This is a genomic window from Streptomyces axinellae, assembly GCF_039532135.1.
Taxonomy (GTDB): domain Bacteria; phylum Actinomycetota; class Actinomycetes; order Streptomycetales; family Streptomycetaceae; genus Streptomyces; species Streptomyces axinellae.
The window spans coordinates 128,572-143,326 of record NZ_BAAARJ010000013.1; the positions used below are offsets into that span (position 1 = coordinate 128,572).

The following is a 14,755-nucleotide window of genomic DNA, read 5'->3' on the forward strand; positions in this document are numbered from 1 at the left end:
CGAGCTGTCGCCCAGTGTTTACCCGGAGGGGGTCTATGGTTCACCGTCGCGGACTGATCCGGTCGCATTTCGGGCGCACCGTGGGACCGTGGGGGCCGGAAGCTCCCACTGAAGATCCGTGCAACGGAAGGACAGCCATGCGGGACGCGTACCACGAGGAGCTGGACTCGATCGGGGACAGCCTGGTCGAGATGGCCCGGCTCGTCGGCTCCGCGATCGGGCGCGCCACCACGGCGATGCTGGACGCGGACCTGAAGCTCGCCGAAAGCGTCATCGCCGCCGACGAGAAGGTCGATGACATCCAGCGTGACCTGGAGACCCGGGCCATACAGCTGCTCGCCCGGCAGCAGCCCGTCGCCACCGACCTGCGGATAGTCGTCACCTCGCTGAGGATGAGCGCCGACCTGGAGCGCTCGGGGGACCTGGCCCAGCACGTGGCGAAGGTCACGAGGCTGCGCTTCCCGGAATCCCCGGTGCCGCGCGACCTCCAGGCCACGCTGCTGGAGATGGGGCAGCTCGCGCAGCGGCTGATGGCCAAGGCCGCCGAGGTCATCATCACCAAGGACGTCGATCTCGCGCTCCAGCTCGAACAGGACGACGACGCGATGGACCTGCTCCACCGCACTCTCTTCCAGCACCTGATGGACGACCGCTGGAAGCACGGCATCGAGACGGCCGTGGACGTGACGCTGCTGGGCCGCTACTACGAGCGGTTCGCGGACCACGCGGTGTCGGTGGCGCGCCGCGTGGTCTACCTGGTGACCGGCGACTACGCCGACGAGATCGACCCGGCGGCCGCCGTGGCCGAGAGCGACGGGACGGCGCCGGTCGAGGGCAGGTGACCCGGCCGTCGGGCCGGGGCCGGCGGAGGCCGGGGTTGCCGGAGGCCGGGGTTGCCGGAGGCCGGGGTTGCCGGAGGCCGGGGTTGCCGGAGGCCGGGGCCGGCGGGGGTGGAGTCCGGGGTTCCGTTCCCGGGGGGGTGCTGGGGTCATATGCCCCGCAGGTCATCGGCCTGGTGAGCACGCTGTGTGTGCGCCTGCGCGCCCTTGATGCGCCTGGGCCGGTGCGGCGTGCAATAGGGGTGTCATGCCTGTCCTTGCCGAGGAGGAAAGATGGCTGAGACACCGAAGCCGCCCAGGACCGACGACCAGCCGACGGCCGACTCGCGCGCGGCACGTGAGCTGCCGCTGCTGGGGGCGTGCGGCTGCGGCTCGGGCTGCGGGTGCGGGTGTCAGTCCGGCGGGCCCTGCCAGTGCGGCGGTTCCTGCGGCTGAGCGGTCGGCCGCGCGGTCCGCTGCCGCCGGACGGCCACCGGTCGAACCGTCACTGGTTGAACCGGTGACGGCTGACGGTCGGTAGCCGCCCGGCCGCGGGTGCGTCCGGCCGCCGGCGCTGGGTGCGTGCGCGGAACGAACCCCGTACGAATGAACCCCCACACGGGTGCGGCGCGGGGCCCTGGCCGGTTCGACGGGCCAGGGCCCTCGTCGTGCCCTGCCGTCATGCCCTGCCGTCATGCCCTGCCGTCACGACCTGCCGTCATGCCCCGCGTCGTGGGCCAGGAGGGCCAGGCGGATGCGGTTGTCCAGGCCCAGCTTGGCCAGCGCGCTGGAGATGTGGGCCTTGACGCTGCCCACCGACATGTAGAGGCGTTCGGCGATCTCGGAGTTGGCGAGGCCGTCGGCCACCGCGCCCGCGACCTCCCGTTCCCGTTCGGACAGCGTCGCCATGCGGGCCCGCGCCGTCTCGGCGCGGCCCCCGGCCGCGTCCCCGCCGGCCCGCGAGCCGGCCCCGTTCGCCGCGTGGTCCATCAGGGTGCGCGCGACCGAGGGGGAGAGCACCGGCTCGCCCCGGGCGGCGCGCAGCACGGCGGCGACGATCTCCTCGGGGTCGGTGTGCTTGAGCAGGTATCCGGCGGCTCCGGCCCGTACGGCCTCCAGGACCTCCGTGTCCGAGTCGAACGTCGTCAGCACGATCACCTGCGGCGGCGCGGTCCCCGGCGGCGGGGAGGCGGTCAGCTCGCGAGTGGCCGCGATGCCGTCGGTGGTGGGCATCCGGATGTCCATCAAGATGACATCCGGGGTGAATTCCCGTACGGCCGCCGGTACTTCGGCGCCGTCCGCCGCCTCCCCCACGACCTCCATGCCGGGCGCGCCCCGCAGCATCATCTTCAGGCCCGCGCGCACCAGCGGGTCGTCGTCGGCGAGGAGGACGCGGACGGGCCGCCCCTGCCGCGCCCCTTGGCCCTGGCCAGGAGGCGACGGCGGGTCCGGGGGCGGCGGCGCGTGCGGCGTCATGGGGGCCACGGTAGCCGGGCCCGCAGTGTGAACAAGCCGTCAGCCGTGCCGTGCTGGAGGGTGCCGCCCTCGATCTCCAGGCGCTCCCGCAGCCCGGTCAGCCCGGCGCCGGCGCCCGGAATCCCGGAGGCGGCCGGTCCGGTGGGCAGCGGGTTGCTGACCCGTACGGTCAGCTCGTCGCCGGGCGAGCCCGTCACGACGATGTGCACCTGTGCGCCGGGGGCGTGTTTGCGGGCGTTGGTGAGCCCCTCCTGGATCGCGCGGTAGACGGTGCGCTGGAGCTGGGGGCGCAGCGGATGGGTACCCTCCGCATCCGGGGTCGGGTCCAGCCCCAGATCGAGCTGGACGGGCTGGCCGGCCGCGCGGGCCTCGTCCACCAGTGCGCCGACGCGGTCGAGGCCGGGCTGAGGGGTGACTCCGCCTGCGGCTCCCGGCTCCCTCTCCCCCTTCTCGGCCTCCTCCTCCCGCAGCACGTGCAGCACCTCGCGCAGCTCCTCCAGCGCCTGGTGTGCGTTGTCCCTGATGACGGTGGCGCTCTCGGCGATCTCCGCGTCGTCGAGGGCCGAGCCCTTCCCGGCCGCCGTCTGCTTGGTGCGGTAGGCGAGGGCGCCCGCGTGGACGGACAGCAGGGAGACGCGGTGTGCGAGCACGTCGTGCATCTCACGGGCGATGGCGCGGCGCTCGGCGCGGCGGGCGTCACCCAGTCGCCGCTCGTGGTCGGCGCGGGCACGCAGCGCGTCCTCGCGGAGCTTGAGCACGAGCTGGCGCCGGACCCGGGCGGCGCTGCCCCAGGTGTAGGCGATGACATAGAGGGCCAGGACCAGCGCGACGGTGACCCACCGGTCCGCCTCGGGGGCGGCCACGAAGTAGACGAAGGGCAGCGCCAGCCCCAGGTGGAGCAGCAGCACCGCCATCGCCGTACGCGGCGGGACGCGCAGCACCAGGTTGAAGACGATGGCCGTCAGGGCGCCGATCACCGTGTCCGACACCACGGCGGCGGGCAGCACGGCCAGCGCGACGCCCACCGGCCAGCGCCGGCGCACCCACAACGACAGACAGGCCACCGCACCGAGCGGGGCGTCCGCCTGGAGCATCCAGTGGGGCAGGTAGGTCTTGTCGGCGACCCCGTCGTACAGCAGCGCCCAGCACAGCGCGGCCCAGGCGAAGACTGCGACGTCCACCGCCCAGTCGCGGGCGCTGCGGCGCCCCCGGGAGTGCGGGCCGAGCGTGGTCAGCTCCCCCGGTAGCAGGCGCCGCAGGACGCGCGGGGAGGGGTGGGTGGAAGTCATACCCCGAGAGTAGGCGGGCTACGGGACGCGCCGCCTCGGCCGGACGGCCAGGGAAAGCTGTCCAGGCGGCCAGGGTTCCGGGCCAGGGAGTCCACCGGCCAGGTTCCGGCCGGGCCGTGCACCCCCGGGGACTTCACCTACGCCGCCGCCTGGTCAGCAATCGGCACCGAAGCTGGAATGAAGACACCTCTGGTCGAAAGACGAGAGCCCGCACGCCGGCCTCCCTGCCCGCTGAGCCGCGTCGGCCAAGTCGGCGATGAACTGCCGACTGACTGCGGTTGTCCGCGGCCGGCGCGACCGTCTCGCGGCAGAACCGACCGCCGCGGCGGAACCGACGTGCCGGGCCGCGGTCACAGCCTTGGCGCGACAGGAGGGGCGCACGGGCGGCGGCCACCGTCCGCGGTTCACGGTGACGCAGGAGGACAGGCCAGAGGTGAACCGGTTGGTCCCAGGCCACGTTACGAGGGTGATGGTCTGTGAAATGAGCTGAGAGAAGGAAGTGCTATGCCGGGAGATTTCACCCCCCTCGAGCTCGAATTCGCGGTTGCTTATCTAGCCGCAACTGAGGATTGGCACAGGCAACGTGGGCGACGCCAGGGAGAAACCGTTGAAGACGGCCCCCCTCGCCCGCATCATCTGGAGATGCAGCATCGAAAGGAAGAGGCAATCCTGTACCTTTCCACCAGTCAGGAACGCCTCACCAACATTCGTGCCGCTATGGAGGCGTCGAACTACAAGGGTGGCCCACTTCCTGAGGCATTCCCGTGGGCGTCGGTCGAGGACATGCAGCACATTACAAGTTTTGCGAACGAGCACTCATCCAACCCGCGGCCCAATCCGAACGTCGCTCCGCCTCCCTACGCCGCTGGGCAGTATCTGCCTGCTGGAGCTGCCCCCGAGTCCTCCGTTCAGGTCGGCACCCGGCCCGGCGTTCAGGCCGGCGCCCGGCCCGGCTCCCCTGCTCCGCCGCCCTATTCTCCTGCTTCCCGTCCCCCGCGTCGGAGCCGGTAGGCCGATGAGAGCGGTGGAACCATCCGGGCTGGCCGACCGTTGTTCCATGTCCCGATAAGAGGGTGGACAGGGAAGGTGACCAGCTCTGAAAGTCCCATGCCTGGCGGGGCATTCGCCGAGTGGACGCCAGAAGCCCTTTCCCGGCCGGCTTCCGCACCTGGCATACCGGTTTCCGGGAATGCCAGGGTGGTGTGCTGTGGCCCCAAGAGAGGCGCGCTGAGACGGTGACCGCATAGGTTCACCGGGGGGGTTCAGGCTGTGGGCGCGAGGGTGCGTCCGCCACAGCCACCGACCCGGCGAACCTTCCCCTCACAGCGCTCGCTCATAGCCAGTGGTTCACGGCCCCCAGGCGCACCCTGAACCACGCATAAGCCCCCTACCGGTAGAGCACTCGCAGGCAGGGGGCTTATGCGTGGTGCTGCTACTTCTTGCCCTGATTCTTCACTGCCTCGATGGCCGCCTTGGCGGCTTCGGGGTCGAGGTAGGTGCCGCCCTTCTTCACCGGGTGGAAGTCGGCGTCCAGGTCGTAGGCGAGGGGGATGCCGGTGGGAATGTTGAGGCCGGAGATGTCCTCGTCGGAGATCCCGTCCAGGTGCTTGACCAGGGCGCGCAGGGAGTTGCCGTGGGCGGCGACCAGGACGGTGCGGCCGGCCAGGAGGTCCGGGATGATGCCGTCGAACCAGTACGGCAGCATCCGCTCGACGACGTCCTTGAGGCACTCGGTGCGCGGGCGCAGCTCGCTGGGGACGCCGGCGTAGCGCGGGTCGTCGCTCTGCGAGAACTCCGAACCGTCCTCCAGCACGGGCGGCGGGGTGTCGTAGGAGCGGCGCCAGAGCATGAACTGCTCCTCGCCGAACTCGTCGCGGATCTGCGCCTTGTCCTTGCCCTGGAGGGCGCCGTAGTGGCGCTCGTTGAGACGCCAGGAGCGGCGGACGGGGACCCAGAGGCGGTCGGCGGACTCCAGTGCGAGCTGGGCCGTGCGGATGGCCCGCTTCTGCACGGAGGTGTGCAGCACATCAGGGAGCAGGCCGGCGTCCTTGAGCAGCTCGCCGCCGCGGACCGCCTCCTTCTCGCCCTTCTCGGTGAGGTTGACGTCCACCCAACCGGTGAACAGGTTCTTCGCGTTCCACTCGCTCTCGCCGTGGCGGAGGAGGATCAGCTTGTACGGTGCGTCGGCCATGCCGCCGAGCCTACTGCGTGTGGTTCCGGCGGATATCCGGGCCATCGGCTGTGGCCCCCGCGCACATGGGTGAGCGGGGGATTCCTGCCTAGCGTGCGGCGGCATGGCCTCCCCATCCGATCCCGCTTCCCCGTCACCGACCCCCACGCCGCCGCCCCCCACGTCGCCGACCGCGGCTGCGAACACCGCTCCGCGCTCGCTGCGGCGGATCGTCGCCGCGAGCCTGGTCGGGACCACCATCGAGTGGTACGACTTCTTCCTCTACGGCTCGGCTGCCGCGCTGGTCTTCAACAAGCTGTTCTTCCCCGGCTCCGAGCCGCTGGTGGGCACGCTGCTGTCGTTCCTCACCTACGCCGTCGGCTTCGCGGCGCGGCCGATCGGCGCGCTGGTGTTCGGCCACTACGGCGACCGGATCGGCCGTAAGAAGCTCCTGGTCATCAGCTTGTTGATGATGGGAGGCGCCACCTTCGCGATCGGGCTGCTGCCCACCCACGCGACCGTCGGAGCGCCGGCACCCGTGCTGTTGACCGCGCTGCGGCTGGTGCAGGGCTTCGCGCTGGGCGGCGAGTGGGGCGGGGCCGTGCTGCTGGTGTCCGAGCACGGCGACGCGCGGCGACGCGGCTTCTGGGCGTCCTGGCCCCAGACCGGCGCGCCCGCCGGGCAGCTCCTGGCGACCGGGGTGCTGGCGGCGCTGACCGCGCTGCTCTCGGAGGCGGCGTTCGAGAGCTGGGGCTGGCGGGTGCCGTTCCTGCTGTCGGGCGTGCTGGTGGGGCTCGGGCTGTGGATACGGCTCGCGGTCGACGAGTCACCCGTCTTCAAGGAGGCGCGGGCCCGCGCGGAAGCCCGGGAGGCCGCCCGGGAAGCCGACCGGGAAGCCGTCCGGGAGGCGGGGACCGTGCGCGAGGCCGGGGCGGCGTCCCCCGCACCGGATGCTCCGGAATCCTCGGATGCACCGGATACCCGCACCGAAGAGCGTCCGCTCGTCGCCGTGTTCCGGCACCACTGGCGGGATGTGCTGGTGGCCATGGGTGCCCGGATGGCCGAGAACATCAGCTTCTACGTGCTGACGGCCTTCATCCTCGTCTACACCACCGACCACCTGGGCCTCTCCCAGCAGACCGGGCTCAACGCCGTACTGATCGCCTCGGCTGTGCACTTCACCACCATTCCGCTGTGGGGCGCGCTCTCGGACCGGGTCGGGCGGCGGCCCGTCTATCTGCTGGGCGCGGTGGGCGTCGGCGCGTGGATCTTCCCGTTCTTCGCGCTGCTGGATACCGGACGGTTCGGGCCGATGGCCCTGGCCGTGACCATCGGGCTGGTGCTGCACGGGGCGATGTACGCGCCGCAGGCCGCCTTCTTCTCCGAGCTGTTCGCGACGCGGATGCGCTACTCGGGGGCCTCGATCGGCGCGCAGTTCTCCTCGGTCGCGGCCGGGGCACCGGCCCCGCTGATCGCGACGGCGCTGCTCGCGGAGTACGACGGCTCGGCGGCGATCTCGCTGTACGTGATCGCCGCCGCGCTGCTGACGGTCGTCGCGCTGGCCTGCGCCACCGAGACGCGCCATCGCGACCTGCGGACCGTCGGAGAGAGGCGACCGGACGGCGCGGCGGACCCCGGCCGGACCAGGACTAGGACTAGGACCACGAGCGGCAGCGGCAACGGCAGCGGCAACGGCAACGGCAGCGGGTCAGGTGCCGAGCGCGGCCGAGAGCCGGTGGAGCCGTAGCGCGAGCTGGATCTCCAGTGCGCGGTGCGGCGCCTGCCAGTCCTCGCCCAGCAGCCGGGCCACCCGCTCCAGCCGCTGGGCGACGGTGTTGACGTGGACGTGCAGCACGTCCTTGGCACGGACAGGGCTCATGGCACAGCTGAAGTAGGCGTCCATGGTGGCGATCAGCTCGGTGCCACGGCGCGCGTCGTAGTCCAGCGCGGGCCCCAGGGTGCGGCGTACGAAGCCCGGCACGTCGCGGGTGTCGGTCAGCAACAGGCCGAGGAAGCCCAGGTCTTCGGCCGCCGCGCCCTCTCCCTGTCTGCCCAGCAGGCTGAGCGCCTCCAGGCAGCGGCGGGCCTGCGGGTAGGCGGCGGCGACCGCGCCGGGGTGCGCGGCGGGCGGCGGTACCGGCGCCGAGGCCCCCACGGTGACGGGGACGCCGACCGCACGGCCCAGTTCGGCGGCGACCTGCCGCGCCGTACGGGAGATCTCCTCGGCCGCCGTCCTGTCGGAGGGGCACGGTGTGGTGCCCCGCTGTCCCGTTACGGGCAGCAGGAGGACGGCGCCCCCGTCCCGGGCTGCGGCCAAGCCGTGCCGGGTGGCCGCCAGATGGGAGGCGGCGGCCCACAGCCGCTGCCGGTCGGCACCCGAGCGCGCCCCCTCGGCCGCGGCGGGCACCCCCACGGCCGAAGCGGACACTCCCACGGCCGGGGCGGACACTCCCACGGCCGGGGCGGACACTCCCATGGCCGAAGCGGACACTCCCACGGCCGGGGCGGGCGCCTCCATGGCCGGGGCGGCGGGTTGGGCGGGGTCCGGTGGGAGCGGTTTTCGCGGGGCATCCGGTGCGACCGGAACGTGCGCGGTATCCGGTGCGAGCGGAACGTGCGCGGTATCCGGTGCGAGCGGAACGTGCGCGGTATCCGGTGCGGTCGGCGAAGGGGCGTCGAGCCGGGCGCTCAGTACCGTGTGGGGGACGCCGAGGTCGGCGCCGACCCGGGCCGCGCGCTCGCGCAGCAGGCGGGGGTCGCGCGGGGCGGCGTCCAGCAGGTCGTCCAGCAGTTCGCCCCGTACGCGCTGTTCGGCCTCGCCCGCCGAGCGCCGCGCGAGCTGGAGGAGCGAGGTGACCATCGCGGCGCGCTCCAGGGTGCGCTGGTCCACGGGCGCGAGCGCCGGATGGCCGCGCAGCAGCAGCGCGCCCAGCAGTTCGCCTCCGGCGGAGACGGCCGCCACCCATATGGCGCTCCCGCCACGGTGCTCGTCGCCGTCCCCGCTACCGCGCTCGCCACCGCCCGCCACGTCGTCGCCCGCCACGTCGTCGCCCGCCGCGTCGTCGCCCTCGGCTCCGCTCGCCCGGACCGCGTGCCCGGCGCGCCGGGACCGTTCGACGGCGGGTGCGAGTGCCGCGTCCGGAGTGTCGGTGAAAACGACGTGGCCGCCCAGCACTTCGGCCAGCGCCCGGGTCACGTCGTCCACGCCGCCGCCGCGCAGCACCAGTTCGGTCAGCCGGTCGTGCACCTCCGAGGCGCGCCGACTGGTCGCGTGCGCCTCGCGCAGACCGTCGAGCGCCTGCGTCGTCTCGGTGAGCAGCCGGGCGTTGTCGATGGCGACGGCGGCGTGCGCGGCGAACGAGCGCAGCAGCGCGATCTGTTCGCGTTCGAAGACCCGCTCGCGCCGGTCGGCCGCGTACAGCACGCCGATCACCTCCCGCCCGCCGAGCAGCAACGGCACGCCGAGGATGGCGACCAGCCCCTCCTCGCCGACGCCCGCGTCGATGGCGTCGGTGTGCTGGAAGCGTGCGTCGCGCGGGTAGTCCTCGGTGACGTAGGGGCGGGCCGTCTGTGCGACGAGGCCGCCCAGCCCCTCCCCCATGCCGAGCCGCAGCTGCTGGAAGCGGGCCGAGACGGAGCCCGCCGTCACCCGCATGCAGGTGTCGCCGCGCTCGGGGTCGGTGAGCGTCATGTAGGCGACTTCGGTGCCCAGCAGGCGGCGGGCGCGCCGCACGATCGCCTGGAGCACGTCGTCCAGGTCGCGCAGCCCGGCGAGGTCGTGGACGGTGTCGAACAGCGCCGTCAGCTCCGCCTCGCGGCGCCGCCTGCCTTCGAGTTCGGCCCGGATGCGGAGTGCCAGACGTCTGCCCCGTTCGATACCGGCGGCCTCCGTCTCCGGCCCCGCATCAAGATCGGAAGCGGGAGCGGAGCCTGGAGTGGAACCGGAACCGGAAGCGCAAGCGGAACCGGGAGCGGGAGCGGAACCGGAGTCCGGGTCGGTGGCGGGTGGCGCCGGGTGCTCGTACGCCTGGGCTGGGGCGTCTTTGGTGAGCAGTTCGAGGTAGCCGAGGCAGGCGGCGGCCGTCGGGGAGCCGGGGGCGGGGGTGCGGGGCATGGGCACCAGGGTCAGTGCGCGGTCCAGCCGCCGTCGAGGGGCAGGGAGACACCGGTGAGGAAGGCCGCCTCCGGGGTGCACAGGTAGGCGACCGCCTCGGCCACCTCGTCCGGCTCCAGCAGCCGCTTGAGGGCCGAGTCCGCGAGCAGGATCTCCGCGACGACGCGCTCGGGCGGGATGCCGTGGGCACGGGCCTGGTCGGCGATCTGCCGCTCGACCAGGGGCGTGCGCACATAGGCCGGGCTGACGCAGTTGGAGGTCACGCCGTACGGGGCGGCCTCCAGGGCCGTCGTCTTGGACAGGCCCTCCAGCCCGTGCTTGGCCGCGACGTAGGCCGACTTGTACGCGGAGGCACGGAGTCCGTGTACGGAGGAGATGTGGACGACGCGGCCCCAGCCCCGCTCGTACATGCCCGGGAGGGCGCCCCGCGTGGTGCGGAACGGGGCCTCCAGCATGAGGGTGAGCATCGCGCCGAACGCATCGGCCGGGAACTCGTGTACGGAGCACACGAGTTGGGTGCCCGCCGCGTTGACGAGGATGTCCACCCCGGCTGCGGCCCGCTCGGCCCGCGCCAGGCCGTCGGGGGTGGTCAGGTCCACAGAGTGCTGCTCCATGGCGGTGCGAGCCCTGCTGCGTAGGGGGGCCGCCTCCTCGCAGAGGGCGGCCAGGCCCGCCGCGTCGCGGTCCACCACCCGGACCGCGGCCCCCGCCGCCACCAGTCTGAGCGCGCACGCCCGGCCGATGCCACTGGCGGCGCCGGTGACCAGGGCCGTGCGGCCGGTGAGGTCCAGAAGGGCGACGGAAGGGGACCGGGGGCGAGACGGGGACGGGGGGCGGGGCGGGGGTGCGGGGACGGGCTGTGTCATGGCGCCAACGTAGGACGTGCCGGGCGGCGAGTGGATGTGGCTGCCCCACATGGTGGGGGTGGCGGGAGTGTGCCCCGTCCCTCGCCCGCACCGCCCCCGCCGCAAGCCGTCCCGCACCGCCCCCGCCGCAAGCCGTCCCACCCCGTCCCCTCCCCTCCCGGCCCCGGTTGACGGGCGGCGTCAATTCGGTGGCCCGTCCCGGACGTGGTGCGTACGTTGCGTCTCACGGGTGGCCACTTACGGTTCAGGGGGGCGGGTATGGCCGACAGGGCGTGGTCGAAGGGGCTCGGGCGGGCCGTCGCCGAGAGCGTGGGCGGGCTGCCCCGGCAGTTCTGGTGGCTGTGGACGAGCACCCTCGTCAACCGGCTGGGGGCGTTCGTTTCGACGTTCCTCGCGCTCTATCTCACCGTCGAGCGCGGCTATTCGGCCTCGTACGCGGGGCTCGTCGGCGCGCTCTACGGGCTCGGGGGTGTCGTCTCGTCCATCGGGGCCGGAGTGCTGACGGACCGCATCGGGCGGCGGCCGACGCTGCTGATCGCGCAGTTGGCGACCGCCGTGTCCGTCGCCTCGCTCAGCCTGGTCACCCACCCGGTGGCGATCGCGGTCGTCGCGGGACTCGTCGGCATGGCCACCAACGGCTCGCGGCCTGCCGTGCAGGCGATGATGGCCGACATCGTGCGCCCCGAGGACCGGGTGCGGGCTTTCTCGCTCAACTACTGGGCCATCAACCTCGGTTTCGCCGTCTCCTCCACCAGCGCCGGGCTCATCGCCCAGTACAGCTACCACCTGCTGTTCTTCGGCGAAGCCGCGATGGTGCTGGTCACCGCGCTGCTCACCTTCTGGAAGCTGTCGGAGTCCCGGCCCGAGGCCGGGGCCGGGGCCGGGGGCGGGATCGAGGGCGAGGACGGTCACGGGCCCGGCGACCGGGCCGGTCCGAGAACGGCCGAGGAGTCCCCCGCCGCGGTCTCCCTGTGGACGGTGGCGCGGGACACCCGCTTCATGATCGTCGTCGCCCTCAACCTGCTGCTGGCAAGCCTCATTCAGCAGGCGTTCGTCTCACTCCCCATAGCCATGGGCCAACAGGGCCTCACCAGCACCGACTTCGGCACGGTCATCGCCCTCAACGGCGTGCTGATCGTCCTGTTGCAGCTCCCCCTCACCCGCTTCATCGAGCACCGCGACCCGGCCCGGCTGCTGGTCGTGTCCGCGCTGCTGACGGGATACGGCTTCGGACTCAACGCGTTCGCGCACTCCGCCGCCTTCTACGCGCTGGCCGTAGTGGTCTGGACCCTGGGCGAAATGGTCAACTCGCCGACGCAGATGGGCCTCGTCGTCAGTCTCTCGCCGACGCACGGCCGGGGCCGCTACCAGGGCATGTACTCGATGTCGTGGTCCGTCGCCTCGCTCGGTGCCCCGCTCGCCGGCGGCTTCGTGATCGACCGCTTCGGCGCGGCCACCCTGTGGGCCGCCAGCGCGGTGGTGGGCACCCTCGCGGCGTTGGGCTACGGGCTGCTGCTGCGGTATCTGCCGGAGGAGCCGGCGGCCGTACCGCCGACCGCCACGAGCGCGACGGCGCCGACGGCACCGACGGCGCCCAGTCGGACGGCGCCCGCCCCCGCGGGGCTCGTACCGGAGCCGCTACCCGCTCGGCGGGAGACGGCCCCCACCGACGGTGCGGCGTCCCGTGCCGATCCCGCGGGCTGACCCCGCCCGGGGCACCGCGAAGCCCTGTTCCTCGCATCCGCCCCGCACGCTCTTACTCCTGACCTCCACCAGCGTCAGCGTCAGCATCAGCCCCCGTACCGGCACCCGCACCGGCATCAGCACCCGCGTCCGCACCCGCACCCTCGTCCCGCCTCGTCAGATGCGTGAACGCGTCCAGATTGCGGGTGGACTCCCCGCGCGAGGTGCGCCACGCGTACTCGCGGCGGATCGCGGTCGCGAAGCCCATCTCCAGCAGGGTGTTGAACGCCCCGTCCGCGTTCTCCAGGACGCTGCCGAGGATCCGGTCGATCTCCTCCGCGGTGACGGCGCCGAGGGGGAGCCGGCCGGCCAGGTAGATGTCGCCGAGCCGGTCGATCGCGTAACTCACCCCGTACATGCGGGTGTTGCGCTCCAGCAGCCAGCGGTGTACTGCGGCGTGGTTCTCGTCGGGGTTGCGGACGACGAAGGCGTTGACCGACAGGGAGTGCGCGCCGACCGCCAGCGAGCACGTGGTCGAGAGCTTGCGCGTACCCGGAAGGGTGACGACGAAGGTGCCGTCCGCCGGGGTCTCCCACTCCAGCCCGGCCTCCTTGAGCGCCTGCTCGATCACCGCGCGCGCGGCGGCGGCCCGGTCATGTGTGCGCGGCTCACCCATGGGGCGATCGTAGGCGACGGCGCCGTTCTTGCAGCACGTCGGTGTAGACATCGGCGGTCGCCTCGGCAGTCGCGCCCCAGCCGAAGCCCTGCGCGTGCCGGGCCGCCGCACCGCCCAGCCGCGCGGCCAGCGCCTCGTCGGCGGCGAACCTGCGCAGCGCCCGCGCGTACTCGGCCGGGTCGTGCCCGGCCACGAGGTAGCCGCTGGCCCCGTCCCGTACGACCACCGGCAGCCCGCCCACGGAGGCGGCGACCACGGGGGTGCCGCACGCCTGTGCCTCGGCGGCCACCAGCCCGAAGGACTCGCTGTAGGACGGCATCACCAGCACGGACGCGGCCCGGTACCAGTCGGCGAGCTGCTCCTGGCCGACCGGTGGGCGGAAGAGCACCAGGTCGGCGATGCCCAGCTTGGCGGCGAGCTTTTGCAGGACCTCCGGCTTGGCCAGCCCGCTGCCGCTGGGCCCGCCCACCACGGGGACGACGAGGCGGCGGCGCAGCGAGGGGTCCTCGTCCACCAGGAGCGCGGCGGCGCGCAGCAGTATGTCCGGCGCCTTGAGGGGCTGGATGCGCCCGGCGAACAGCGGGATCAGGGCGCCCTGCGGCAGTCCGAGCCGGTCGCGGGCCGCGGCCCGGCCGTCGGCGGGACAGAAGCGGTCGAGGTTGACGCCCGGGTGGACGATCGCGGTGCGGCCGGCCGGTGCCTCGTAGTGGTGCGCCAGCTCGCCGGCCTCCTCGGCCGTGTTGGCGATGAGGCGGTCGGCGGCGCGCACGATCTGTGTCTCGCCGATGACGCGGGCCGCCGGTTCGGGGGCGTCGCCCTGGGCCAGTGCGGCGTTCTTGACCTTGGCCATGGTGTGCATGGCGTGCACCAGGGGCACGCCCCAGCGCTGGGAGGCCAGCCAGCCCACGTGTCCGGAGAGCCAGTAGTGCGAGTGGACCAGGTCGTAGTAGCCGGGCCGGTGACCGGCCCACACCTGCATCACCCCGTGCGTGAACGCGCACAGCTGTGCGGGCAGCTCTTCCTTGGAGAGCCCCTCGTAGGGGCCCGCGTCGATGTGCCGGACGAGCACGCCGGGGGCCAGCTCGACCGTGGGTTCGAGCGCGCCCGTGGTGGCCCTGGTGAAGACCTCGACCTCGATCCCCTGGGCCGCGAGCTGCCGTGCCAGCTCGACGATGTAGACGTTCATGCCGCCCGCGTCGCCCGTGCCGGGCTGGTGGAGGGGCGAGGTGTGCACGCTGAACATGGCCACCCGGCGGGGGCGGCGCGAGCCCGGCAGCCGCAGCAGGGGCTGCCGGGACTGTCGGGGGGGCTGGGGCTGTCGGGTCGGCTGCGGCTGTGGGGTCGGCCGGGCCGAGGCCGACTGCGGCGGGGTGCCTTGCGGCGGGGTTCCGGATGCCGGTGCCGCCGCCCGCTGCCCAGGGGCGGCCGAGCCCGCTGAGCCCGCCGATCCTGGTGCCGACCGTCCGCGCCGCTGACCGAGCCGGGACACGTAATGGCTCACGGTGCCGATGCCTCCTCCGGATCATGAAGCGGGGCTGGAAGCGGCCCTGGCGCTACAACGGCAAAAGGTTGCCTCCCCTTCCCACTTTGCCGAATTGTGACAATGCCTGCCTGGCGGGGGCCCCACCGGACGCTGGCGGGACGACGCCAGGGCGATGGTCGG

General features: G+C 73.1%; 11 protein-coding genes. 4 read left to right on the plus strand and 7 right to left on the minus strand.

Annotation, left to right across the window (positions count from 1 at the left end):
- The first annotated feature begins 137 nt into the window (after window positions 1-137).
- Together phoU and ABD339_RS20460 are read left to right on the plus strand one after the other, a co-directional pair.
- On the plus strand, window positions 138-842 hold the full coding sequence (gene phoU / locus ABD339_RS20455) for a phosphate signaling complex protein PhoU (RefSeq protein WP_344567837.1): 705 nt from the start codon (window positions 138-140) through the stop codon (window positions 840-842).
- Window positions 843-1,112: 270 nt separating this feature from the next.
- Window positions 1,113-1,274: a hypothetical protein gene (locus ABD339_RS20460; RefSeq protein ID WP_344567838.1), complete on the plus strand. Its 162-nt coding sequence runs from the start codon at window positions 1,113-1,115 to the stop codon at window positions 1,272-1,274.
- A 249-nt stretch (window positions 1,275-1,523) separates the two neighbouring features.
- On the opposite strand, the gene ABD339_RS20465 is transcribed toward ABD339_RS20460, so the two are convergent.
- From ABD339_RS20465 to ABD339_RS20475, 3 genes are all read right to left on the minus strand, one after another.
- Complete coding sequence (locus ABD339_RS20465; protein WP_344567839.1) at window positions 1,524-2,294, minus strand: response regulator; 771 nt, start codon at window positions 2,292-2,294, stop codon at window positions 1,524-1,526.
- The gene (locus ABD339_RS20470; protein ID WP_344567840.1) at window positions 2,291-3,583 is read right to left on the minus strand and encodes a sensor histidine kinase; all 1,293 of its coding nucleotides are present in this window, start codon (window positions 3,581-3,583) and stop codon (window positions 2,291-2,293) included. The genes ABD339_RS20465 and ABD339_RS20470 overlap by 4 nt, the downstream gene beginning before the upstream one ends.
- A gap of 1,432 nt (window positions 3,584-5,015) precedes the next feature.
- The gene (locus tag ABD339_RS20475; RefSeq protein ID WP_344567841.1) at window positions 5,016-5,774 is read right to left on the minus strand and encodes a phosphoglyceromutase; all 759 of its coding nucleotides are present in this window, start codon (window positions 5,772-5,774) and stop codon (window positions 5,016-5,018) included.
- A 103-nt stretch (window positions 5,775-5,877) separates the two neighbouring features.
- On the opposite strand from ABD339_RS20475, the gene ABD339_RS20480 reads away from it, so the two are divergent.
- Entirely contained in the window at window positions 5,878-7,500 is a 1,623-nt protein-coding gene (locus ABD339_RS20480) for an MFS transporter (RefSeq protein WP_344567842.1), read from the plus strand.
- Here the strand turns inward: ABD339_RS20480 and ABD339_RS20485 are convergent.
- Both ABD339_RS20485 and ABD339_RS20490 read right to left on the minus strand, forming a co-directional pair.
- Complete coding sequence (locus tag ABD339_RS20485) at window positions 7,462-9,867, minus strand: GAF domain-containing protein (protein ID WP_344567843.1); 2,406 nt, start codon at window positions 9,865-9,867, stop codon at window positions 7,462-7,464. The genes ABD339_RS20480 and ABD339_RS20485 overlap by 39 nt on opposite strands.
- Window positions 9,868-9,878: 11 nt before the next feature.
- Window positions 9,879-10,733: a 3-hydroxybutyrate dehydrogenase gene (locus tag ABD339_RS20490; protein ID WP_344567844.1), complete on the minus strand. Its 855-nt coding sequence runs from the start codon at window positions 10,731-10,733 to the stop codon at window positions 9,879-9,881.
- A 258-nt stretch (window positions 10,734-10,991) separates the two neighbouring features.
- Here ABD339_RS20490 and ABD339_RS20495 point away from each other — a divergent pair, with 258 nt between their 5' ends.
- Entirely contained in the window at window positions 10,992-12,437 is a 1,446-nt protein-coding gene (locus ABD339_RS20495) for an MDR family MFS transporter (RefSeq protein WP_344567845.1), read from the plus strand.
- A 52-nt stretch (window positions 12,438-12,489) separates the two neighbouring features.
- Here ABD339_RS20495 and ABD339_RS20500 read toward each other — a convergent pair whose 3' ends face one another.
- Together ABD339_RS20500 and mshA are read right to left on the minus strand one after the other, a co-directional pair.
- On the minus strand, window positions 12,490-13,092 hold the full coding sequence (locus tag ABD339_RS20500) for a type III secretion system chaperone family protein (RefSeq protein ID WP_344567846.1): 603 nt from the start codon (window positions 13,090-13,092) through the stop codon (window positions 12,490-12,492).
- Window positions 13,085-14,377, minus strand: coding sequence for a D-inositol-3-phosphate glycosyltransferase (mshA, locus tag ABD339_RS20505; RefSeq protein ID WP_344567937.1), 1,293 nt, complete (start codon window positions 14,375-14,377; stop codon window positions 13,085-13,087). Before mshA ends, ABD339_RS20500 begins: the two co-directional genes overlap by 8 nt.
- Window positions 14,378-14,755: the final 378 nt, after the last annotated feature.

Bases quoted from the DNA above. Each gene is read 5' to 3' on its own strand.
- ABD339_RS20495 (WP_344567845.1), top strand. From the start codon at position 10,992: ATGGCCGACAGGGCGTGGTCGAAGGGGCTCGGGCGGGCCGTCGCCGAG.
- ABD339_RS20480 (WP_344567842.1), top strand. From the start codon at position 5,878: ATGGCCTCCCCATCCGATCCCGCTTCCCCGTCACCGACCCCCACGCCG.
- ABD339_RS20460 (WP_344567838.1), top strand. From the start codon at position 1,113: ATGGCTGAGACACCGAAGCCGCCCAGGACCGACGACCAGCCGACGGCC.
- ABD339_RS20485 (WP_344567843.1), bottom strand. From the start codon at position 9,867: ATGCCCCGCACCCCCGCCCCCGGCTCCCCGACGGCCGCCGCCTGCCTC.
- ABD339_RS20465 (WP_344567839.1), bottom strand. From the start codon at position 2,294: ATGACGCCGCACGCGCCGCCGCCCCCGGACCCGCCGTCGCCTCCTGGC.
- ABD339_RS20490 (WP_344567844.1), bottom strand. From the start codon at position 10,733: ATGACACAGCCCGTCCCCGCACCCCCGCCCCGCCCCCCGTCCCCGTCT.
- ABD339_RS20470 (WP_344567840.1), bottom strand. From the start codon at position 3,583: ATGACTTCCACCCACCCCTCCCCGCGCGTCCTGCGGCGCCTGCTACCG.
- ABD339_RS20475 (WP_344567841.1), bottom strand. From the start codon at position 5,774: ATGGCCGACGCACCGTACAAGCTGATCCTCCTCCGCCACGGCGAGAGC.
- ABD339_RS20500 (WP_344567846.1), bottom strand. From the start codon at position 13,092: ATGGGTGAGCCGCGCACACATGACCGGGCCGCCGCCGCGCGCGCGGTG.
- phoU (WP_344567837.1), top strand. From the start codon at position 138: ATGCGGGACGCGTACCACGAGGAGCTGGACTCGATCGGGGACAGCCTG.